At 74.7% G+C, this 21,228-nt stretch carries 21 protein-coding genes and 1 tRNA gene; 11 read left to right on the forward strand and 11 right to left on the reverse strand.

Features of this window, described 5'->3' with window-relative positions:
- The coding region (locus ICW40_RS08080) for a Na+/H+ antiporter subunit A (RefSeq protein ID WP_221653321.1) at positions 1-2,676 on the reverse strand (2,676 nt) is incomplete at its 3' end.
- 330 nt (positions 2,677-3,006) lie between these two features.
- On the opposite strand from ICW40_RS08080, the gene ICW40_RS08085 reads away from it, so the two are divergent.
- Positions 3,007-5,445 carry a (Fe-S)-binding protein gene (locus tag ICW40_RS08085; protein ID WP_221653322.1) on the forward strand — a complete coding sequence of 813 codons (2,439 nt, stop codon included), beginning with the start codon at positions 3,007-3,009 and terminating at the stop codon, positions 5,443-5,445.
- A 134-nt stretch (positions 5,446-5,579) separates the two neighbouring features.
- Complete coding sequence (locus ICW40_RS08090) at positions 5,580-6,167, forward strand: hypothetical protein (RefSeq protein WP_221653323.1); 588 nt, start codon at positions 5,580-5,582, stop codon at positions 6,165-6,167.
- A 4-nt stretch (positions 6,168-6,171) separates the two neighbouring features.
- Here the strand turns inward: ICW40_RS08090 and ICW40_RS08095 are convergent, their stop codons facing one another.
- The 3 genes from ICW40_RS08095 to ICW40_RS08105 all read right to left on the reverse strand — a co-directional run bounded on the left by ICW40_RS08095 (position 6,172) and on the right by ICW40_RS08105 (position 8,311).
- Positions 6,172-7,236 (reverse strand): hypothetical protein, encoded by a 1,065-nt coding sequence (locus tag ICW40_RS08095; protein WP_221653324.1) that lies wholly within the window; start codon positions 7,234-7,236, stop codon positions 6,172-6,174.
- Positions 7,237-7,391: 155 nt separating this feature from the next.
- Complete coding sequence (gene dcd, locus ICW40_RS08100) at positions 7,392-7,967, reverse strand: dCTP deaminase (RefSeq protein WP_221653325.1); 576 nt, start codon at positions 7,965-7,967, stop codon at positions 7,392-7,394.
- Positions 7,968-8,080: 113 nt separating this feature from the next.
- A complete protein-coding gene (locus ICW40_RS08105; RefSeq protein WP_221653326.1) occupies positions 8,081-8,311 on the reverse strand; it encodes a hypothetical protein in 231 nt (76 codons plus the stop codon).
- 137 nt (positions 8,312-8,448) lie between these two features.
- Here ICW40_RS08105 and ICW40_RS08110 point away from each other — a divergent pair, with 137 nt between their 5' ends.
- The 7 genes from ICW40_RS08110 to ICW40_RS08140 all read left to right on the forward strand — a co-directional run bounded on the left by ICW40_RS08110 (position 8,449) and on the right by ICW40_RS08140 (position 13,018).
- Entirely contained in the window at positions 8,449-9,042 is a 594-nt protein-coding gene (locus tag ICW40_RS08110) for a CGNR zinc finger domain-containing protein (protein ID WP_221653327.1), read from the forward strand.
- Positions 9,039-9,350, forward strand: a complete 312-nt coding sequence (locus tag ICW40_RS08115) for a GNAT family N-acetyltransferase (RefSeq protein ID WP_221653328.1) — start codon at positions 9,039-9,041, stop codon at positions 9,348-9,350. Before ICW40_RS08110 ends, ICW40_RS08115 begins: the two co-directional genes overlap by 4 nt.
- Before the next feature lie 278 nt (positions 9,351-9,628).
- Positions 9,629-9,699 (forward strand) — tRNA-Gly (locus tag ICW40_RS08120).
- 180 nt (positions 9,700-9,879) lie between these two features.
- Complete coding sequence (locus ICW40_RS08125) at positions 9,880-10,158, forward strand: hypothetical protein (RefSeq protein WP_221653329.1); 279 nt, start codon at positions 9,880-9,882, stop codon at positions 10,156-10,158.
- 130 nt (positions 10,159-10,288) lie between these two features.
- Positions 10,289-11,197: an alpha/beta hydrolase fold domain-containing protein gene (locus tag ICW40_RS08130; protein WP_308121703.1), complete on the forward strand. Its 909-nt coding sequence runs from the start codon at positions 10,289-10,291 to the stop codon at positions 11,195-11,197.
- A gap of 139 nt (positions 11,198-11,336) precedes the next feature.
- Positions 11,337-12,587, forward strand: coding sequence for an NAD(P)/FAD-dependent oxidoreductase (locus ICW40_RS08135; RefSeq protein WP_221653330.1), 1,251 nt, complete (start codon positions 11,337-11,339; stop codon positions 12,585-12,587).
- Positions 12,588-12,643: 56 nt separating this feature from the next.
- Positions 12,644-13,018, forward strand: coding sequence for an HNH endonuclease (locus tag ICW40_RS08140; RefSeq protein ID WP_221653331.1), 375 nt, complete (start codon positions 12,644-12,646; stop codon positions 13,016-13,018).
- Here the strand turns inward: ICW40_RS08140 and ICW40_RS08145 are convergent.
- The 5 genes from ICW40_RS08145 to ICW40_RS08165 all read right to left on the reverse strand — a co-directional run bounded on the left by ICW40_RS08145 (position 12,984) and on the right by ICW40_RS08165 (position 17,714).
- A complete protein-coding gene (locus tag ICW40_RS08145; protein WP_308121704.1) occupies positions 12,984-13,820 on the reverse strand; it encodes a thioesterase family protein in 837 nt (278 codons plus the stop codon). The two genes, ICW40_RS08140 and ICW40_RS08145, sit on opposite strands and share 35 nt — an antisense overlap.
- Positions 13,821-13,908: 88 nt before the next feature.
- Positions 13,909-14,583, reverse strand: a complete 675-nt coding sequence (locus ICW40_RS08150) for a hypothetical protein (RefSeq protein WP_221653332.1) — start codon at positions 14,581-14,583, stop codon at positions 13,909-13,911.
- On the reverse strand, positions 14,583-15,065 hold the full coding sequence (locus ICW40_RS08155) for a hypothetical protein (RefSeq protein ID WP_221653333.1): 483 nt from the start codon (positions 15,063-15,065) through the stop codon (positions 14,583-14,585). Before ICW40_RS08155 ends, ICW40_RS08150 begins: the two co-directional genes overlap by 1 nt.
- Positions 15,062-17,551: a molybdopterin oxidoreductase family protein gene (locus tag ICW40_RS08160; RefSeq protein ID WP_221653334.1), complete on the reverse strand. Its 2,490-nt coding sequence runs from the start codon at positions 17,549-17,551 to the stop codon at positions 15,062-15,064. Before ICW40_RS08160 ends, ICW40_RS08155 begins: the two co-directional genes overlap by 4 nt.
- A 4-nt stretch (positions 17,552-17,555) precedes the next feature.
- Positions 17,556-17,714 (reverse strand): zinc ribbon-containing protein, encoded by a 159-nt coding sequence (locus ICW40_RS08165; protein ID WP_221653335.1) that lies wholly within the window; start codon positions 17,712-17,714, stop codon positions 17,556-17,558.
- A gap of 269 nt (positions 17,715-17,983) precedes the next feature.
- Here ICW40_RS08165 and ICW40_RS08170 point away from each other — a divergent pair, with 269 nt between their 5' ends.
- On the forward strand, positions 17,984-19,132 hold the full coding sequence (locus tag ICW40_RS08170; RefSeq protein WP_221653336.1) for a glutathione-independent formaldehyde dehydrogenase: 1,149 nt from the start codon (positions 17,984-17,986) through the stop codon (positions 19,130-19,132).
- A complete protein-coding gene (locus tag ICW40_RS08175) occupies positions 19,129-20,229 on the forward strand; it encodes an L-dopachrome tautomerase-related protein (RefSeq protein ID WP_221653337.1) in 1,101 nt (366 codons plus the stop codon). Before ICW40_RS08170 ends, ICW40_RS08175 begins: the two co-directional genes overlap by 4 nt.
- 12 nt (positions 20,230-20,241) lie before the next feature.
- Here the strand turns inward: ICW40_RS08175 and ICW40_RS08180 are convergent, their stop codons facing one another.
- Together ICW40_RS08180 and ICW40_RS08185 are read right to left on the reverse strand one after the other, a co-directional pair.
- On the reverse strand, positions 20,242-20,718 hold the full coding sequence (locus tag ICW40_RS08180; protein WP_221653338.1) for a hypothetical protein: 477 nt from the start codon (positions 20,716-20,718) through the stop codon (positions 20,242-20,244).
- A partial coding sequence (locus tag ICW40_RS08185) for a PfkB family carbohydrate kinase (RefSeq protein WP_221653339.1) occupies positions 20,711-21,228 on the reverse strand: 518 nt, incomplete at its 5' end. The genes ICW40_RS08180 and ICW40_RS08185, both read right to left, overlap by 8 nt.

The following is a 21,228-nucleotide window of genomic DNA, read 5'->3' on the forward strand; positions in this document are numbered from 1 at the left end:
CGTGGCGTCCTCGGGCCCGGCCTCGGGCGTCGCGTCGTCGGGCGCCGCGTCGGCAGGCGGAGCGTCGTCGTGCGCCACGTCGTCGGTCGCGGCGTCGTCCGACGTGAGGCCGGCCGTGCCGTCCGCGTCCTCGGTCACGCGCGCCGCGTCCGCGCCGCGCGCCGGGAGTGCCCCGACCGCGCGCGCGTCGTCGTCCGGTGCCGGGGCGGCCGGCGTCTCGCGCTGACCACGACGACGCAGTGCGGCCATGGGGTCGTGGGCGTGGCCCCAGACCAGCCGGTCCTCGTCCACGTCGCGGCTCCGCAGCACGTCGCCGCTGCGGCGGCTCAGGAAGATCAACGAGGCGACGCCGGTCGCGGCGACGAGCAGCACCGAGATCTCGCCCATCGTGTCCCACGCCCGGATGTCGACCAGGGTCACGTTGACGATGTTCTTGCCGCCACCGAAGACGTAGGCCTCCTCGGGGAAGTCCACGGACACGGGCGCGTGCACGCGCGCGTTCGGGATGACGAGGGCGAGCGCGCCGACGGTGAGCCCGACGGCGGCACCGACGGCGAGGCGCACCCACCGGCTCGCGGCGAGGGGCCGCACGGAGAAGTAGGCGGGCAGCCTGCGGAGGACCAGCACGAACACGACGAGCGTGATCGTCTCCACCAGCACCTGCGTGAGCGCGAGGTCGGGTGCACCGTGCAGCAGGAACATCGCACCGACGCCGTACCCGCTCGCACCGGCGAGGATGACCGCCTTGAGGCGGCGGCGTGCCCGCGCGGCGAGGATGGCCGCGACGGCGCTGAGCCCGCCCGCGAGCACCTGGACGGGCGTGTCCCAGGCCCGCACCGCGGGGTCCTCGAGCACGGGACCCGTGAGCAGCGCGCTGCTCCCGAGCGCCACGAAGACGACGAGGATCGTGCCGACGTACAGGGGCAGCGAGCCACGCTGCGTGACGGCCGTGACGTCGGCCGCGAAGTCGTCGAGCCGGCGCATCGTGCGGCGGTAGACCGTGTCCGCCTCGAGCCGGACGCTCGCGCGGGCCTGGGCGCGCTCGACGGCGGCGCGCCACCAGAACATCGCCCCGCCCAGCGTGAGGATCACGGCCGTGAGGGCCAGGGCGGGCGTCACGCCGGCCCACAGGGCGAGGTGGCCCGGGTCGCCCGGCAGGGTGTTCGCGTAGGGGCTCAGGAGCTCCTCGCCGAACGACGGCACGAGCGCGGCGGCGAGCCCCAGCACCGCGAGGATCGCCGCGGGCAGCACGAGCACGAGCGAGGGGCGGCTCACGGTGGCCGGCTCGTCGAGCTTCAGCTCGCCCGCGGGGGCGGGCTCGTGGCCCGCGGGCGTGACGGCGGGCGTCGGGCGGGACGACGACGACCGCTCCACGTCGGACTTGCGCCCGAACGCCCCCCACCAGAACCGGAGCCCGTAGGCCACGGTCAGGGCGGAGCCGAGGACCATGGCGCCGACGACGAGCGTGCCGCCGAGGGTGCCGGCGTCGTGCAGGAGGGCCTCGAGCGCTGCCTCCTTGGCGACGTAGCCGGCGAACGGCGGCAGCCCGATCATCGACGCCGTCGCGAGCGCACCCGTCGCGGCCGTGATGGGCAGCTCGCGGCCGACGCCGGACAGGCGGCGCAGGTCACGCGTGCCGGTCGCGGCGTCGACGACGCCGACCGTGAGGAACAGGGACGCCTTGAACATCGCGTGCGCGCCCAGCATCGCGATGCCGGCGAGGGCCGCGGCCCGCGACCCGGACCCGACGAGCAGCACGAGCAGGCCCAGCTGGCTGACCGTGCCGAACGCGAGGACGAGCTTGAGGTCGTACTGGCGCAGCGCGCGGTAGCCCCCGTGGACGAGCGTCCAGCTGCCCAGCGTGAGGACGACCACCTGCCACGCCGTCAGCTCGGCGAAGCCGGGGGCGAACCGGGCGACGAGGTAGACGCCGGCCTTGACCATCGCGGCCGCGTGCAGGTACGCGGAGACCGGCGTCGGCGCCGCCATCGCGGACGGGAGCCAGAAGTGCAGGGGCACGAGGGCGGACTTGCTCACCGCGCCGACGAGGAGCAGCACCACCGCGACCGTCACGGCCGTGCCCGCGGGCGGCGACGCGACGACCTCCGAGATCCGGTAGGTGCCCGCCGTCTCGCCGAGCATGACGACGCCCACGAGCATCGCGAGCCCGCCCGCGGTCGTGATGATGATGGCCTGCATGGCAGCACGACGGGACGCCTTCCGGTCCGCGTAGTGGCCGATCAGCAGGTACGAGAAGACGGTCGTGGCCTCCCAGAACACGTACAGGAGGAGCATGTCGTCGGTCGTGACCAGGCCGAGCATCGAGCCGGCGAACGCGACGAGCACCCCGCCGAAGCGGCCGAGGCCCGACGCCGACGACGAGAAGTACGCCGACGAGTAGACGAGCACGAGGGCCCCGACGCCGCCCACGAGCAGCACCATGAGCCAGGAGAGCGTGTCGAGCGTGAACGCGAGCTCCATCTGGAGCGCGGGCACCCACTCGACCACCTCGACCGGCCCGTCGCCGGCCATGACCGCCTCGGTGTGCGCGAGCGCCCAGACCGCGGCCGACGCCGGCGCGAGCGCCAGCACCAGGAAGACACGGCGACCGAGGAGGCGGGCGAGTGCGGGCGCGCCGACGGCCACGAGGAGGTGAACCGCGAGCAGCAGCAGCACGTCCGCTCCGTCCTGTGAGGGCGGGTGGTCGGTCGGTCGGTCGGCCCGATGCGGCCGTGGGTACGGCGGCGCAGGGCGTCGTGTGGTCGATGGGTGGCGAGGAACCCCGCCGGTCCCCAGGACTCGTCACGTGCGTGCGCCACGGCGCCCCAGGATGCGAGCAGTCTACCGGGACGCGTCAGCGGGGCGTCGCGGGCAGGTCAATCCAAGGTCAAGCGATGGCCGGGCGTCGGCCTCGAGGTCGGCGGCCGGACCAGGGGCCGCGGCAGCCGCCGCGCGGCTCCGGCGAGGGCCCAGGGCGCACGACGGCCGAGCGGCTAGCGTGACGCCGTGGCCGCCCTGCAGCTGACCGCCCTGGCCGTCGCGCTGGTCGCGACCGTCGTGGGCGTGTGGACCTTCGCCCTCGGCGTGCGCGCCATCGTCCGGACCGTGCGCCGCGGGGGCCCGGCGGCAGGGCGCACCGACGAGCCGTGGCGGCGGACCTGGCTCGTGGTCAAGGAGGTCCTGGGCCACGGGCGCTTCCAGCACCGGCCGCTCGTGCGGGTCGCGCACTGGGTCGTCATGATGAGCTTCCCGCTCCTCTTCCTCACGCTTCTCACGGCCTACGTGCAGCTCCTGGCCCCCCGGTTCGCGCCGCCGGCCTGGGGCGTGCTGCTCCCGTTCGAGTGGGCGACCGAGGCGATCGCCTGGTCGTCCCTCGTCGGGATCGTGCTCCTCGTGCTCGTGCGGCAGCGCGAGCACCCGCGCAACGGGCGGGGCGCCGCCGGCAGACCGTCGGCCGCCGTGACCCCGCCGGCGGGCGACATGGCCCCGCCCGGGATGCGCGCCTCGCGTTTCTTCGGCTCGAACTGGGGCCAGGCGTACGTCGTCGAGGCGATCGTCCTGGGCGTCGTGACGTGCGTGCTCCTGCTGCGTGCCCTCGAGTACCGGCTGGTGCTCGACGACCAGTTCTGGTTCGCGTACACGGTCGTCGACGGCGAGTTCTACCTCGTCAACCCCCACGCCGCGCGGTTCCCGCTCACGGCGTGGCTGGGCGACCTGCTGTTCGCCGACTGGCCCGTCGAGCAGGTGGAGGCCTGGGTCGTCGGCGTCGCGCTGGTGAAGATCCTGATCTCGATGGCGTGGATGGTCGTCGTCGGGCGGAGGCCGGCGATGGGCGTCTCGTGGCACCGGTTCCTCGCGGTGGTCAACGTGTGGGCCCGGCGCGAGGTCGACGGGCGCCCCGCGCTCGGGCCGGTGCCGCCCGTGCGCATCGGCGGTGAGGCGGTCGACTTCGACAAGGTCGACGAGCTGCCCGAGGACGCGCGGCTCGGCGTCGGCCGCATCGAGGACTTCACGTGGAAGGGCCTGCTCGACTTCTCGACCTGCACCGAGTGCGGGCGCTGCCAGGAGCAGTGCCCCGCGTGGAACACGGGCAAGCCCCTGTCCCCCAAGCTCGTCGTCACCGCGCTGCGCGACCACGCGTACGCGACGGCGCCGTACCTCCGGGCGGCCGCGAACGCGTCCACGGAGCCCGCAGGGCACACCGCGACGACCGGGCACGTGCCGGTCCCGTGGGCCGGCCTGGGGCGGGGGGCCGCCGACGGCGGTGCGGCACCGGAGGACGCGCACGCGTCGCTCGACGTGCTCACGCTCGTGGGCGACGTCGTCGACCCGCAGGCGCTGTGGGACTGCACGATGTGCGGCGCGTGCGTGCAGCAGTGCCCGGTGGACATCGAGCACGTCGACCACGTCGTCGACCTGCGCCGCAACCAGGTGCTCATGGAGTCCGCGTTCCCCGACGAGCTCGGGCCGATGTTCACCAAGCTCGAGCGGCAGTCGAACCCGTGGGGCCTGCCGGCCCGTCAGCGCCTCGACTGGGCGAAGGGCCTGCCGTTCGCGGTGCCCGTCGTCGGGCGCGACGTCGAGGACGCGTCCGAGGTCGACTACCTGTTCTGGGTGGGCTGCGCGGGTGCGTACGAGGACCGCGCGAAGAAGACGACGCGTGCGGTCGCGGAGCTGCTCGACATCGCGGGCGTCAGCTTCGCGGTGCTGGGCGACGGCGAGTCCTGCAGCGGTGACCCGGCGCGGCGGGCCGGCAACGAGTTCCTCTTCCAGATGCTCGCGCAGGCCAACGTCGAGGCGCTCACGGAGGCGAGGGCGCAGCGCATCGTCGTCACGTGCGCGCACTGCTTCAACACCATCGCGCGCGAGTTCCCGCAGCTCGGCGGCCGGTACGACGTCGTCCACCACACCGAGCTGCTCGACCGCCTGGTCCGCGAGGGCAGGCTGACGCCTGTGCCGCGGCCGGCCGACGGCGGGGAGGGTGCGGGCCTCGCCGCGCCGACCGCAGGGGCAGACGGCGCGGGTGCCGACGGTGCGGGTGCCGGGGCGAGCCCTGACGTCGTGACCTACCACGACCCCTGCTTCCTGGGCCGGCACAACCAGGTCTACACGCCCCCGCGGGACCTGCTCGGTGCGCTCCCCGGGGTGCGGCTGGCCGAGATGCCGCGCACGAAGGAGCGGTCGTTCTGCTGCGGCGGCGGCGGCGCGCGCGTGTGGATGGAGGAGACGACCGGCACCCGCATCTCGACCGACCGCGCCGCCGAGGCGCTCGGGACGGGTGCGTCGGCGATCGCGACCGCCTGCCCCTTCTGCACGATCATGCTGACCGACGGCGTCGCCGCGGCGTCGTCGGCGGCCGAAGCCGCCGGTACCCCGACGGCGAAGCCCGAGGTGCTCGACGTCGCCCGGTTGCTGCTCGACGCCGTCCGCCCGCCCCAGGCCTGAGCACGGCTGGGCACCGCCGGCTCGAGCATCCCTGGACCGTCGGGCGCTGGTCCGACCAGGTGACGCTGCCCCGAGGCGCGTCCGCGCCCGGCCCGACGCACGTAGCGTTCGTCCCCGAGCGAAGGGGGCGCCGGATGAGCGCGACGAGACGGAGGCCGACGTCGGCGCGGGTGGCGCTCGCGGCGCTCGTCGCGGTCGCGCTCGGCGGCTGCGCGGGACCGGAGGCCACCGCCGGGCCGAAGGAGCGTGAGGCGGCGCCGTCGTCCGCCGCGGCCGGCCCGGCCAGCGGCCCCACCGCCGGCCCCGTCCCGGCGACGCCGAGCGGATCGGACGAGGAGGTCGTCCTCGTGATCGCCGCGGACGACGTCGAGCCGGTCGTGCTGTCCCTGATCGAGCAGTTCGAGAGCGGCTGGGAGCGCGGGCTCGACGACCACACGTGGACGGTCGGTGCCGAGGACCTCTTCGACCGGCTGGGCGAGGTCGCCGCCGACGCCGGCCCGGGCACGGACCTCGAGGTCGCCGCGTCGTCGTCCGAGGTCGGGGCGCTGCTCGCGACCCTCGACCGCGAGGCGGGCTTCTTCGCGACGGCCGGCATGGCAGAGACCGCCGAGGACTACGTCGCCGCGGCCGATCACGTGCGCGCGCAGCTCCCGCCGGACGCCGCGGTCGAGGTCGAGCGGTGGGTCACCGAGCCGCGGGCCGCGTGGGAGGCCGACGTCTGAGCCGTCAGAGGTCTGCCGGGTCGACGATGAACTCCATCGCGTCGGTGATCTCGCCGCCGACGGCCTTGTGCACGGCGCGCGTGAGGGCCACGACCAACGGCGTCGCCCGGCCGCGCGCGACCTTGTGCTGGAGCGGCGGGCGCTCGTGCTCGCGGTCCGCGAGGTCCGGCGGCTCCCACCGCACGCGGTAGGCGACGGCGCCCTCGGCGGCCCACGGCACCTGCGCGATGACGGGCGGCACGCGCGTCTCGCCGGCCACCTCGAGCGCGATCATCCCGTCGAGGTCGAGGTCCGCCAGCGCCCCGTAGCCGGTCATGGGCGGCGGCTCGACGAGGGCCCTGATGTCGTGCTCGTCCGCCGCGGCGTGCAGCCCGCGGCGCATCTCCGGCGTGAGCGGCGCGGTGCCCGGCACGGGCTCGGCGTGCCGGCGCGGGCCGGACCAGTGCGGCGTCGGCAGGTTGAGGTACGCGCGGGGCAGCGCCTGGCGCGCGACGGCGAGCGCGGCGTCGGGCTCGAGCCAGATGTCCGTCCAGACGGTGAGGTCGACGGCGGCCGCGGGCTCGGGCACGAGGAGCGTCGCCGGGCTCCCGCCGCGGGCGCCGGTCCGCACGGCGCCGCCCAGCCGACGCGCGGCGGCGATGAGCCAGGTGACCGTGCGCTCCTCGTCCCGGACCGGCAGCCCCTCGGGGAACGCGCGACGCAGCCCGTCCCGGTCGCCGCCGTGCGGGAACGGGCGATCGCCGCGCTCGACCGGCGCCTCGACGACGTACGCGACCCCGGCGGAGGCGGGGACGCCGAGGGTGACGGCGGTCAGCCGGTCGACCGTGAACGGCCCGACGAGCACGCTGTGCCGCGACAGCCGGAGGGCACCGGGGGGCGCCGCGCCCGTGCGCAGGCCGCGTGCCCCGCCCGTCGGGCGCGGGGCCTGCGCGCTCGGCTGCCGCTCCCACGCCGCGCGCGGGAAGCGGCTCACCGCGAGCACCTCGACCTCGTCCGGCCCGACGTCGCCCGGGAGCACCAGCAGGTGGTGGTCGGCGACGTCGGCGGGTTCCAGGGCGGGATACGGCATGCGGGGCAGCCTAGGTCCGGTGTGTTGCGGGCGTGAGTCGCACCGGTTGCCCGGCAGTCAGGCGGTCACACGGTCCGCCGGTCACGCGGTCCGCCGGTCACGCGGTCCGCCGGTCACGCGGTCCGGCGGTCACGCGGTCCGGCGGCACAGCGCGGTCAGACCGGGCTGCGGTGGAAGTTCTGGAACGAGCGCGACGCCGTCGGGCCGCGCTGGCCCTGGTAGCGCGAGCCGTAGGCGGCCGAGCCGTAGGGCACCTCGGCCGGCGAGGACAGACGGAAGAAGCACATCTGGCCGATCTTCATGCCCGGCCACAGCTTGATGGGCAGCGTCGCGACGTTGGAGAGCTCGAGCGTCACGTGGCCCGTGAAGCCCGGGTCGATGAAGCCCGCGGTCGAGTGCGTGAGGAGCCCGAGACGGCCGAGCGAGGACTTGCCCTCGAGCCGGGCGGCGACGTCGTCGGGCAGCGTGACCGCCTCGAACGTCGAGCCGAGCACGAACTCGCCGGGGTGCAGGATGAACGGCTCGTCCGGCTCGACCTCGACCAGCCGGGTCAGGTCCGGCTGGTCCTGCGACGGGTCGATGAACGGGTACTTGTGGTTGTCGAACAACCGGAAGAACTTGTCGAGCCGCACGTCGATGCTCGACGGCTGGAGCATCGTCGGCTCGTAGGGGTCGAGCAGGATGCGCCCGGAGTCGAGCTCGGCGCGGATGTCGCGGTCGGAGAGCAGCACGGCGACACGCTAGCGGGTGACGCGGGCCACACCGGGTGCCGACCACACCGGGTCCCGACCGCCCCTCAGCTCGGAGGGGCCGGGTGTGCGGGGCTGCGGACCGTCGCCGTGGGTCACAGGCGCCACATGAGCATCGTCGACCAGTGCTGCTCGAGGACGCCGAGCAGCTCGGCGAGTGCACGCCGGAGCGCGCCCCACGCGCCCCGGCGGCGGCGCGGCGTCCCAGGTCGTGACGCCGCCGGCGCGGCGGGCCGGGGCAGCTCGGGCGGTCGCGGCGGAGCTCCCGCGCCGGGCGCTCGGCGTGCGGCGGTCGGCACGCTGCGGACTGTCGTCGTCTGGACCATGGTCGCGCCCTCCTACACCGGCTAATGCCGTTTGGTGGTGTACTTCGACGCTCTCACCGCCCGCTACACCTGTCAAGGGCGTACGGTGGTGTGAAAGCGCTGTGGTGTAGAAGCGCTTCGATCTGAGAGGAGGCGACATGGACGACGACGCACTGGTCCCGCCGGCCGCCCGCCTGGTCCGGGACTTCGTCAACACCTACGAGCCGCAGGTCGACGAGGAGTCGCTCGCGAGCGCGGAGACGGTGCGCGACTGGTTCGCCGCGCGCTCGCTGCTGCCGGCCGACGTCGTGCTCTCGCCCGAGGACCTGCGGACGGCCGTGACCGTCCGCGAGGGTCTGCGCAACGTGCTGCTCGACCACGCGGGGCACGAGCCCGACGCGGCAGCGGTCGACGCCCTCAACGACGTCCTCGCGGCCCGACCGGTGCGCGTCGCGTTCGTCGGCGGAGGGCAGCGGCTCGTGGCCGCCGGCACCGCCGGGTTCGACGTCGCGCTCGCCGAGCTCCTCGACGCCGTGCGGCGCAGCGCCGAGGACGGCACCTGGGAACGGCTCAAGGTGTGCGCGCGCGACACGTGCCGCTGGGCCTTCTACGACGCCTCGCGCAACCAGGCCCGGCGGTGGTGCTCGATGGCGGGCTGCGGCAACTACGTCAAGATGCGGCGCGCGTACGCGACCCGCACGGGCCGCCAGCCCGAGCCGCTGCCGGGCTCCGGACGTAGCGTGACCGCATGAGCGAGGACAGCACCGGCACGGCAGGCACCGACGACGTCCAGGTCCGTCGCGACGGGTCGCGCTACGTCGCGACGCTCGACGGCGAGGACGTCGGGGTCGCGTACGCGCGCGAGACGGACGGACGGGTGGTCTTCACCCACACCGAGGTGGACGACGCCGTCGAGGGCCGCGGGGTCGGCTCGGCGCTGGTCCGCTGGGCGCTCGACGACGTCCGCTCGCGCGACCTGCGCGTCGTCGCGCAGTGCCCGTTCGTGGCCGCGTACGTGCGTCGCCACGAGGAGTACGCGGACCTCGTCGACGCGTCGTAGGAGGTCAGCGGCGCGCAGCTTCTCCATGCACAGCGCTGTCCACAGGCGACGGCGCTCGTGCGGGAATCTGTGCCCAGCCCTGTGGACAAGCGCTGTTGACGATGGCGCGGCGGGTGCTGGTGCGGCCCTCCCCGCCGCTTCGGGAAGGCTTGCGCACGCATGGCGACCGCAACCCTTCCCCACGGGCACGCGCCGGGGCGAGGGCGCCGGGCGGGGGTCGCGGGTGTGCCGCCGAGGGTGGGTATGATCGGTCCGCGCACCCGCCCAGGCGGGTGCTCGCGGGTGTAGTTCAGTGGCAGAACTTCAGCTTCCCAAGCTGATAGCGCGGGTTCGATTCCCGTCACCCGCTCCCATCGTCGCCGCCCGCGGGTCGACCCGGGCTTCCGGCTCCTCGTCGCCAGGCCTTCTCCGCAGCACCCCCGTCAGGGCTGCACCTCGCCGCCGCGCCCTCACGGCCCCGCGCCCGTAGCCTCCATGGCGTCCTGATCTGCACCACGCGTCGGTCGCCGACGCGGAGAAGGAGAGTCACATGGCACGCACGACGACGGCTCGTCGACGCATGGCCCGGAGCCTCGCGATCGCGACGCTGACCGCCACGGCGCTGGGGGGTGCGCTCGCGGCTCCGGCCTCGGCCGCCCAGAGCCCGGCGTACTCCACGATGAGCCAGTGCCGCGACGCCCAGAGGGCCTACGGCGCCTCGTCGTTCGTCCGGATCTCGAAGTCCTGCTACTCGTTCATCTACGAGATCGCCCCCGGGATCTACGACCCCAACCCGTACTACCGGTTCAACTACGTGACCCGTTACTGACGCCGGTCCTCCGGGCCGGGCTCCTGCCGGGACACGCCGCCGATCGCTCAGGGGTCGTCCACCTCTGACCCGGACGAGCTAGCGTGCGCGACCGACGGCGCATCGCCGGGTCCGACCGGGAGGGGTGCGGGTGGAGATCGAGCACGTGCTTCCCGAGCTGCGCCAGCCGATGAAGCGCGCGCAGTTCTCGGCGCCGCGCTGGCTGGTCCGGACGATGGTCCGCATCATGCGCGTCCCCCGCTCAGCCGCCGTGCGGGTGCGGTCGGCCCGCGCCGGGTCGGTCCGGCTCCGGATCTACGAACCCGCCGGCCCCCGCAGCGGCGCCGGCCTGCTCTGGGTCCACGGCGGCGGCCTGCTCTTCGGGGACGCGAAGCAGGACGAGGCGCTCTGCCTGTCCACCGCGGAACGACTCGGGATCGTCATCGTCTCCGCGAACTACCGCTTCGCCCCGGAGCACCCCTTCCCTGCGGCACACGACGACGTCGGGGCGGCGTGGCACTGGTTGCTCGGCCACGCCGCCGAGCTCGGAGTGACGCCGGAGCGCATCGTCGTCGGCGGCGAGAGCGCCGGCGCCGGCCTGGCGGCCGCCCTCGTGCAGCGGATCCACGACGACGGCGGGGTCCAGCCGCGCGGTCAGTGGCTGTTCGCACCGATGCTCGACGACCGCACTGCGGCCCGTCGCGAACTGGACCCGGTGAAGCACTTCGTCTGGGACAACGAGGCGAACCGCGACGGCTGGTCCGGCTACCTGGGCCACGAACCCGGCCGCGCCGCCGTGCCCTCGTACGCGGTCCCCGCGCGTCGAGCCGACCTCAGCGGCCTGCCGGCCACCTTCATCACCTGGGGCGACATCGAGCTCTTCGCCGAGGAGGACCAGGCCTACGCCGAAGCGCTGGCTGCGGCCGACGTCCCGGTCACCGTCGACGTGGTGGGCGGAGCGCCGCACGGCTTCGAGAACTGGGCCAAGGACACCCCTGCCGCGCGTGCGTTGCTCGAGCGGGCCCAGGACTGGCTGCGGACGGTGTCGGGCGCGAGCTGACGGCGCGACCTCGACTCGCGTCACCGCTCGGTACCGTGCTTGACGTGCAGCGCACACCCGAGCAGTGGAGGACGGCCATGGCCAGCGCCCGGCCCGAGCACGTCGACCACCTCGGGCACGACGCCGTCGCGGACCGCGCGTGAGCACCGCGAGCGTCGTCGGTGGAGGGCCGTCCGGCCTCGTCGCGGCGGAGGTCCTCGCGCGTGCGGGCGTCGCGGTGACCGTCCACGAGCGCATGCCCTCCGTGGGTCGCAAGCTCCTCATGGCCGGGCACGGCGGCCTCAACCTCACCCACACCGAGCCGCGCGAGCCCTTCCTCGCGCGGTACGGCGGCTCGGCCGGGCGCCTCGCGCCGATGATCGACGCGTTCGGTCCCGAGGACCTCCGCGCGTGGTGCGCCGGGCTCGGCGAGCTGACGTTCGTCGGGACGAGCGGGCGGGTGTTCCCCGAGGCGTTCCGCGCGACCCCGCTGCTGCGCGCGTGGCGCGCACGGCTCGCCGAGCTGGGCGTCGTCGTGCGCACGCGGCAGCGCTGGACCGGCTGGACCGACCCGCCGGGCTCGGCCGACGGCGCCGTCGGGCTCGCCTTCGTGGAGGCGGACGGCACCCGGACGGAGGTCGCGTGCGACGTGGCGGTCCTGGCGCTCGGCGGCGCGTCGTGGCCCCGGCTGGGGTCCGACGGCGGCTGGGTGGGTCCGTTCACCGAGCGCGGGGTCGCCGTGACGCCGCTGCGGCCCGCCAACACCGGCGTGCGCGTCGGGTGGACGGAGACGTTCGCGGCACGGTTCGCCGGAACCCCGCTCAAGCACGTGGCGCTGAGCGTCCGCGGGCGCGACGCGCCGCCCGTGCGCGGCGACGCGATGGTCACCACGAGCGGCCTCGAGGGCGGCCCCGTCTACGCGAGCGGGGTCGCGATCCGCGAGGCGCTCGACGCCGACGGCCGCTGCGTCCTCGAGGTGGACCTGCGGCCCGACGTCGCCGTCGGCCGGCTCGCCGACCGGCTGCGGCAGCGCCGCCCGAAGGACTCGGCCTCGTCCTGGCTCCGCCGCTCGACCGGGCTCGACCCGGTCGCGACCGGCCTGCTGCGCGAGGCGACCGGCGGCACGCTCCCCGACGACGCCGCCGCAACCGCCGCCCTGATCAAGGCCGTGCCGGTGCTCGTGACGGGCACCATGCCGCTCGAGCGCGCCATCTCCACCGCGGGCGGCGTCGCGTGGTCCGAGGTCGACGACCACCTCATGCTCCGCCGCCTGCCCGGCTCGTTCGTGGCCGGGGAGATGCTCGACTGGGAGGCGCCGACCGGCGGCTACCTGCTCCAGGCGTCGTTCAGCAGCGGCGTCGCCGCGGCGCACGGCGCACTCGCCTGGCTCGCGGGCGCCGACCCCGGCTGAGGGACCCGACGGCCGGCCGTCCTGGCTGCGGGCGGCCGCGTGGCTACGCTCGCGCCATGGCCCTCGACCGAAGCCGGCGCGCTCGTGCCGCGCGTCGACGCGGCCGGCGGATGGCCGCCGTCGAGCACGACCTCACCGACGCGCAGTGGGCCGCGCTCGTCGGGGCGTGGGGCGGCTGCGCGTACTGCGGGGCCACGGGCGTGCCGCTCCAGCGCGACTGCGTGCTGCCGATCTCGCGCGGCGGCCGCTACACGCTCGCCAACATCGCGCCCGCGTGCCGCTCGTGCAACGCGAGCAAGTGCAATGAGGAGGTCACCGCCTGGCTGCGCCGGAAGCGCCTCGACGAGCGCGCGTTCCTCGAGCGGCACGTCGGCATCCAGCGCGACCTGACGGTGGTCAGCCTTCCCGACGCGGCCGACGTCGGACCGTGAGGCTCTGGGCCGCCCGGCCCACCGGACCCTCGGCGTCGTGCAGCACGGCGCTCGTCACGCCCAGCCCGTCCGCGCCGAAGGTCACGTGGACGTCCATGCCGACCGGCCCGGCGACGGGCGTGCGGTGCAGGTGGACGGTGAGGTCGAGGTTGGGGAAGAGCCACTCGTCCGGCGCCTCGCGCACGGCCGCGCCGTTCGTGGTGTCGACGAGCGCGACGTAGGCCGCGAGCGCGCTCACGGGCTCGTCGGCGACCAGCGGCAGGTCCGTCGAGACCCACGCCGTGCCGCGGCCGGGCCGGCTCGCGGGTGACCGACGCACCCGCAGCGACCCGATGAAGTCGCCCGGCCACACCCTCGTCATGTCCCACTCGGGCAGCTCGTCCGGCGCCGGGATGCGGTCGGGCGCGCCGCCCGCGACCTCGGCGGTGTCGAAGGTCGCCATCCGCCACGCGCGGGCCCGGAGCACCTCGCGCCCGCGCGCGGAGACGACCGCCTCCACGAGCTCCACGGTCCGGCCGGGCCGCACGACGACGACGTCGACCTCCACGTCCCCGACCGCGACCGGGCCGAGGATGTCGAAGGACACGCGTCCGATCCGCCGGCCGTCGCCCGCCCGGCCGGTCGACGCCGCGACGTGCCGCTCGATCTCGTGCACCGCGAGCCCGCACAGCGGGCTGATGTGCTGCTCGGACGTCGTCCACGCGCCGCTGGTGCGGTGCGTCGCGGTCAGGACGCGCTCGGAGCGCCGGACGAAGTAGGACGCGGCGCGGCCGACGTCGGCCGCGGAGGGTTCGGGGCGCACGGTGCTCCGTCGGGGTGCTCGAGGGGCGCGGACCTGGCCGAGCCTGGCACCGGCCGACGGCGCCGGCGGGGCGACGCGCCCGTGCCGGTCACAGCTGGCGTCGGACCCCCGCCTCGTGCGCGACGTCGCGCAGGTCCTCCCGCGCGGACGCGGTCAGCACGTCCGCTCCCGACCCGCGCCGGCCCAGCGGCAGCACCGTCCGGCGGTGCGCGTCCTCGAGCGCGAAGGCGAGCGCCGCGTAGAGCGCGACGGCGCCCAGCACCAGGCCGACGGCGCCCGCGGCGGTGAACCACGCCCGGTCGGCCGTGAGCTCCGCGACGCCGGTGACCGTGTAGCGGACCGCGGTGAGGAGCATGACGGCGGCCGCGACGGGCTTCGACGTGGCGGCCGCTGCCGGCACCAGCATCGAGACGCCCGCCGCGACGAGCAGCACGCCGAGGCCGGAGCTGGCGGCGCCCGGCGCACCGGTCAGCGTGACGAGCGCCGTCGCGCCCCACGTCCCGGCCAGCAGACCCATCCCCGTCCCCGCGACGACGTCGCGCGCCAGGAAGGCCAGCACGGAAGCGAGGAGCTGCAGCGGCACCGTGAGGACGAGGACGCCGAGGGCGACAGCCGAGCCCTGCGACGCGGGCACCCACTGCAGCTGCAGGGCGGCGAAGCCGACCGTCGCCACCACGAGCGCCAGGAAGCCCAGGGGCAGGGGCGACCCGATCGGGCGGACCACCACGCGGGCGCCGTCGTCCGCGGTCACGGCTCCCGACATCAGGACACCAGCGCCTGCGTGGCCGACTCCTTGAGCTTGCCGTTGGCCCACGCGGTCTGGCGCTGGGTCTCGCCCATGCAGCTCTGCGCCACGTCCACGAGCTCGGTGTCCCGCACGCCCTGCGCGGCCTGGGCGATCAGCTCCCAGTCGACGAAGACGCCGGAAGCCTTGAGGTAGACGCCGCGCAGGTCGCGCAGCATGAGCAGCTCCGCCTCCGACGAGCGGCCCATGAGCTCGCTGCTCTTGTCCCACAGCCGCGCGACCAGACCGTTCTCGCCCCGCGCGTCCGGGTCGAGGTGCTCGCCGTAGCGCTCGGCCTGCTCCGCGATGCGTCGCAGGTGGTCGCGGGACCAGGCGGCAAGGTCCTGGGCCACGTGGTAGATCTCGTGGTCGACGCGGTGGCGGTCGGCGATCTGCAGCAGCTCGTGGTGCAGGTCCGCCTCGCTGCGGTGCAGCTCGCGCAGTGCCAGGCCGATCTTCATGGCGTCGCTCCCGTCGTCTCGAGCACCTCCGCGGCGGTACCGCCGCGCGTCGCCTCGACCCGGGTCCCGACGGGCGCCGACGCCGCCGTCGTCGGGGCGGCCGACGGCGTGCCGTCGCCGCGGGCGACGAGCCGGATCGCCGCCGCGGCCGTCTTGAAGATCGGCTGCTTCGACGCCGGGTCCCACTCCGTGATCGTCAGCTCGTTCGCGGCGCGGCCCGCGGGAGCGGGCTCGTGCCCGCCCGGGGTGTCCCAGTAGCCGTAGTGGAACGGCAGGAAGAGCACCCCGCGGCGGATCCGGCTGACGCGGACGCGCGCCTGCACCGCGCCACGGGGCGTGCTGACCTCGGCGAGGTCCCCCTCCGCGAGGCCCCAGCGCTCCGCGTCCGGCTGCGACACCTCGACCCAGACCTCCGGCGCGGCGTCCTGCAGCTGACGCGAGCGGCCCGTCTTCGTGCGCGTGTGGAACTGGTACACGGTCCGGCCCGTGATCAGCTGGAGCGGGTACTCCTCGCTGGGGATCTCGTGCGGCGTCAGGTAGCGCGCGGCGCGGATGACGGCACGGCCGTCGGGGTTCATCGCCCTGTAGTGCGTGGCGTCGTACGGCGCCCCGGTGACCAGGTCGCGGCCGTAGTCCTCGCAGACGTCCGGGTGCGCCCAGAACCTCCCGTCGGCGTACAGGCGCTCCGTGCCGTCCGGGTGCTCGTCGTCGCACGGCCACTGGATCCCGCTGCCGCCACGCAACCGCTCGTAGGTCAGGCCCGTGTAGTCGCACGGCCGGCCGCGGCTGCACTCCTTCCACGCCTCGAACGCGGACTCGGCGTCGTGCCAGTGCACCAGCGGCGTGCCGTCCTTGCCGCGCAGCTCCATGCGCGCCGCGAAGTCGATGAAGATGTCCAGGTCGGACCGGGCCTCGCCGGGCGGCTCGACCGCCTTCTCCGACAGGTGCACGGTGCGGTCCGCGTTCGTGAACGTGCCGGTCTTCTCGCCCCAGGTGGCCGCCGGCAGCACGACGTCGGCGAGCTGGGCGGTCTCCGTGAGGAAGAGGTCCTGGACCACGAGGAACAGGCTCTCCTGGGAGAGGACCGACCGGATCCGCCGGAGCTCCGGCAGGGACACCGCCGGGTTGGTCGCCGAGACCCACATCATCCGGATCGACCCGTTCTCGACGTAGCGCATCATCTGCATGGCGTGCGTCGGGGGCGAGTAGTGCGGGATGTCGCTCGGCTCGACGTTCCACACCCGCGCGAGCTCCTCGATGTGCTCGGGGTTCGCCCAGTTGCGGAAGCCCGGGAGGTCCCCGTCGGCGCCGCACTCGCGCGTGTTCTCCGCGCTGGGCTGCCCGTTCATCTGCAGGACCCCGCAGCCGGGCCTGCCGAGCATGCCTCGCAGCAGGTGCACGTTGTTGACCTGGACCGCGGCCGCCGTCGCCTGGTGCGCCTGGTAGAAGCCCTGGAGCACGGTCGACGTCAGCCGCTGCGCGGTGCCGAGCAGGCGCGCGGCCTCGCGCAGGTCCGCCTCGGGCACGTCGCAGATCCGGGCGACGACGTCCGGCGGGTAGTCCGCGACGCAGGCCTCGAGCTCCTCGACACCCACGGTGTGCGCGTCGACGTACGCGCGGTCCACCCAGTCGTTGCGCAGCAGCTCGTGCAGCAGCCCGTTCATGAGGGCGACGTTCGTCCCCGGTCGGGGCGCGAGGTGGACGGTCGCCGCGAGCGCGACGGGCGTCGGCCTCGGGTCGACGCAGACGATCGCCGGCGGGTCGTCGCCGGCGAGCCGGTCGAGGATGCGCATCCACGTGACGGACTGCGTCTCGGCCATGTTGTTGCCGAAGAGCGCGATGACGTCGGCGTGGTCGAGGTCGGCGTAGGTCCCGGGCTGTCCGTCGCACCCGAAGGACTCCTTGAGCGCGGCGGCGGCGGTCGCCGTGCAGAGGCGGGTGTTCCCGTCGACGTGGTTGGTGCCGATGCCGCCGTGCGCGATGACGCCGAGCGTGTAGTACTCCTCCGCGAAGAGCTGGCCGCTCGTGTAGAAGCCGATCGCCGACGGCCCCTGCGTCGCGAGCAGCTCCTTGGCGCGCTCGACGACGCGGTTCATCGCGGTGTCCCAGTCCGTCTCGACGAGGCGGCCGCCCTCGCGGACGAGTGGCCGGGTGAGCCGGTCGCGCGAGCCGTTCGCCTGCCAGCCGTACAGGTCCTTCACGTCGACCCGGCCGCGGTTGACGCGGTCGACGGCCCGGCCTCGCACGCCGACGACGCGACCGTCCTTGACGGCGATGTCGATCGCGTCCCCGTTCGAGTGCAGGATCGACGCCGTCTGCACCCAGCGGTCGACGTCGTCGGGCGTGAGGTCGTCCGCGAGGAACGTGTCGACGCGCACCGGCCACTGCTGACCCGCCGCGTAGGGGGTGCGTGCACCCCACGGCTCGGCGATCCGGTCCCGGCGGGCCGCGCGCCGCGGGCCGTGGACCTGCGGTCCGTCCGACATGGCGCTACTTGTTGCCGGGCTCGTTGCGGCGCGTCTCGTACTCGCTGTGCCCGTTGGGGCACTTCGGGATCGTGTGCCCCGAGGTCACGTGGACCTTCTCGTCGCACTTCGCGCAGTAGAAGTCCCCCGTCTTCTGCGCCTTCTCGCCGGCGTGCGCCGCCATGCCTCCTCCTCCGCGTCGTCCTCCCACGGTCGAGTCCAGTGGACACCGTCGCGGCCGCCGTCGCGCGTCGGACGGTCGGCGTGCGCGCCGCCCGACGCGCGCGGACGACTCTGGGTGGACGACCCGTCGGGCCTCTGGGCGGAGCACCGGGCGTGACCGCTCGAGATGCGACCCCGGCGGGCGCGACGGATGCTCGGACGCGGGACAGGAGCCTCGAGACCACGGGGTGGGGCCCGGCACACCCGTCACCCGAACGAGGAGAGAAGCCCGTGCGCGCAGTCGTCTACCGCGGTCCGCGTCAGGTCGAGGTCGTGGAGGTCCCCGACCCGAAGCTCCAGGAGCCCACCGACGCGATCGTCCGGATCACGACCACGAACATCTGCGGCTCCGACCTGCACATGTACGAGGGCCGGACCGCCGTCGAGGAGGGCAAGGTCCTCGGCCACGAGAACATGGGCGTCGTCGAGGAGGTCGGGCCGGCGGTCACGCGGATCAAGGTCGGCGACCGGGTCAGCGTGCCGTTCAACATCGCGTGCGGCACGTGCCGCAACTGCCTCGAGGGCTGGACGTCGTTCTGCACGCGCACCAACCCGACCGAGGGCATGGACGGCGCCGCCTACGGCTACGCGAACATGGGCCCGTACGACGGCGGCCAGGCCGAGTACCTGCGCGTGCCCTTCGCGGACGTCAACCTGCTCGAGCTGCCGCCCGGTACCGAGCACGAGAACGACTTCACGATGCTCAGCGACATCTTCCCGACCGGCTGGCACGGGACCGAGCTCGCGCGCATGCAGCCGGGCGACGACGTCGCCGTCTTCGGCGCGGGTCCGGTCGGCCTCATGGCGGCGCACAGCGCGCTGATCCGTGGCGCGTCCCGCGTCTTCGTGGTCGACAAGGAGGCCGACCGCCTGCGCCTCGCGGAGAGCATCGGCGCGCTCGGCGTCGACCTCTCGGCCGGCGACCCCGTCGAGCAGATCATGGACGCGACCGACGGCCGCGGGACGGACTGCGGCGTCGAGGCCGTCGGGTACCAGGCGCACGACCCGTCGGGCGAGGAGCACCCCGAGCTCGTGCTCGACAACCTCGTCCAGGTCGTCCGGACGACGGGCGGCATCGGCGTCGTCGGCGTCTACGTGCCGCAGGACCCGGAGGCCGCGGACGAGGGCGCGAAGGAAGGGCGCGTCGGCTTCGACTACGGCACCTTCTTCACCAAGGGCCAGCACATGGGCACCGGCCAGGCGCCCGTCATGCGCTACAACCGCCACCTGCGCGACCTCATCGTCGCGGGCCGCGCCACGCCGTCGTTCATCGTGTCCCACGAGCTGTCCCTCGACCAGGCCGTCGAGGGCTACGAGCGGTTCGACGAGCGCGAGGACGGCTGGACCAAGGTGCTGCTCCGCCCGGGCCAGGCGGCATGAGCACGCCGGAGGAGCAGCCCGTGGGCGAGCTCGAGCTCGTGCACGCGTTCGAGGGACCGATGCCGACGGGCGTCACGGTCTCGCGGACCGGCCGCGTCTTCGTCAACTACCCGCTGTGGGGCGACGACGTGCCCGCGACCGTCACGGAGCTGCGCGACGGCGCCGCGGTGCCCTACCCGAGCGAGGCGTGGAACACGCCGTCGGGCGACGACGACGCGACGGCCTTCGTGTCGGTGCAGAGCGTCGTCGTCGACCCGGCGGACCGGCTCTGGGTGCTCGACACCGGCAGCCCGCAGTTCCGGCCCACGACGCCGGGCGGCCCCAAGCTGGTGCGCGTCGACCTCGAGACCGACGAGGTCGCGCAGGTCATCACGTTCGCGTCCGACGTCGCCCTGCCGAGCACGTACCTCAACGACGTGCGCTTCGACCTGCGCCGCGGCGAGGCCGGGGTCGCGTTCATCACGGACTCCTCGGACTCCGGGCCGAACGGGATCATCGTCGTCGACCTCGCCACGGGCGACGCGTGGCGGCGGCTGCACGAGCACCCGTCGACGAAGGCCCTCCCGTGGCAGGAGTTCCGGCCCGTCGTCGAGGGGCGGCCGTTCGTGCAGCAGCCGAGCACCGACGAGCCGGCCGAGCCCGTCGCGATGGGGGCCGACGGCATCGCGATCACGGCCGACGGCGAGCGCCTCGTCTACTGCCCGCTCGCGTCGCGCCGCTGGTGGAGCGTGTCCGTCGACGCGCTCGTCGACCGCTCCCTGGACGACGACGCGGTGGCAGCGACGGTCCGCGACGAGGGTGACAAGGGCGCGGGCTCCGACGGCCTGGAGACCGACGACCACGGCCGCCTCTACCTCACGGACTACGAGCACGACGCGGTGCTGCGGCGCCTGCCGGACGGGTCGTTCGAGACCGTGGTGCACGACCCGCGGCTGCTGTGGCCGGACACGATGTCCGTCGCCGACGGGTGGATGTACGTCACCGCCAACCAGCTCCACCGGCAGGCCACCTACCGCGCGGGCCGGGACGAGCGGGTCAAGCCCTACGCGCTCTTCCGCACGCGGATCGACGCGGGACCGGTCCGCCTCACCCGGTGAGGGCGGGTCGCGTCACGGGCTGACCTCCGTCGCCTGATCGTCGCCCGCGCGGTGCAGGAGTCGTTCTCCGAGCGCGGTCTCGAGGCTCTCGAGCACGAGGTAGACCGTCGCGGAGACGAACGGCGCCAGGACCCACACACCCGGTCCGGACATCGCGCTGCCGAGCAGCCACGCCGCACCCAGCCCGCCGAGGACGGACACGAGGTTCAGACTCGTGCCCGCGGCCTGGACCTCGGTGCGGTGCTGCGGCATCGGCCGACGGAACCCGCGCGAGAGCACGCCCTCGAGCAGGGTGAAGGACGCAACCGCACCGATCGCGTACAGGAAGACGCGTCCGACGTCGGGACTGCCCTCCATGGCCTGGAGCAGCCCGAACGTCACGGTGACGAGGATCGAGAACCCGAACGTCGTGCTCTCCCGGCCGACGGTGCTGCGCAGCCCACGGACCACGCTCCCCGGCGGCGCGCTGCGCGTCTCGTGCTCAGCCATGCCCGTCCCCTTCCTCTCGCCCCTCGCCGTTCCCGCCGCTGACGCGGCGCCCGCGCTCCCGCCGCACGAGCCGCTCGATCGCCGCCGGGTCGTAGTCCGGCCGGCCGCCCGCGTGCGTCACGGTCAGCGCGGCGGCCGCGGACGCCCACCACGCCGCCGTCTCCCGGTCCTCGCCGCGGAGCAGCGCGGCCGTCAGGCCCGCGACGAACGCGTCCCCACCGCCCGTCGGGTCGACCGTGGGACCGCCGTCCAGCAGGGGCACGACGACGTGCCCGCCGTCCCACGCGACGACGTTCGCCTCCGTGCCCGCGGCCAGCGCGACGACGTCGGGGCCGCGTGCTTGCAGCTCGCGCGCCGCGTCGACCGTCTCGTCCACGCCCGACGGCTCGCGCCCGAGGAGGAGCGCGGCCTCCGCCGCGTCGGCGCGCAGCACGTGCGCCCCGGACAGAAGCGCGTCGCGGACGTCGTCGTCCTCGGGCGCTCCGTCGGCGACGACCCGCGCGCCGGCGT

Origin of the sequence: Actinotalea ferrariae (assembly GCF_019733465.1) — a bacterium.
In the GTDB taxonomy this organism is placed as follows: domain Bacteria; phylum Actinomycetota; class Actinomycetes; order Actinomycetales; family Cellulomonadaceae; genus Actinotalea; species Actinotalea ferrariae_A.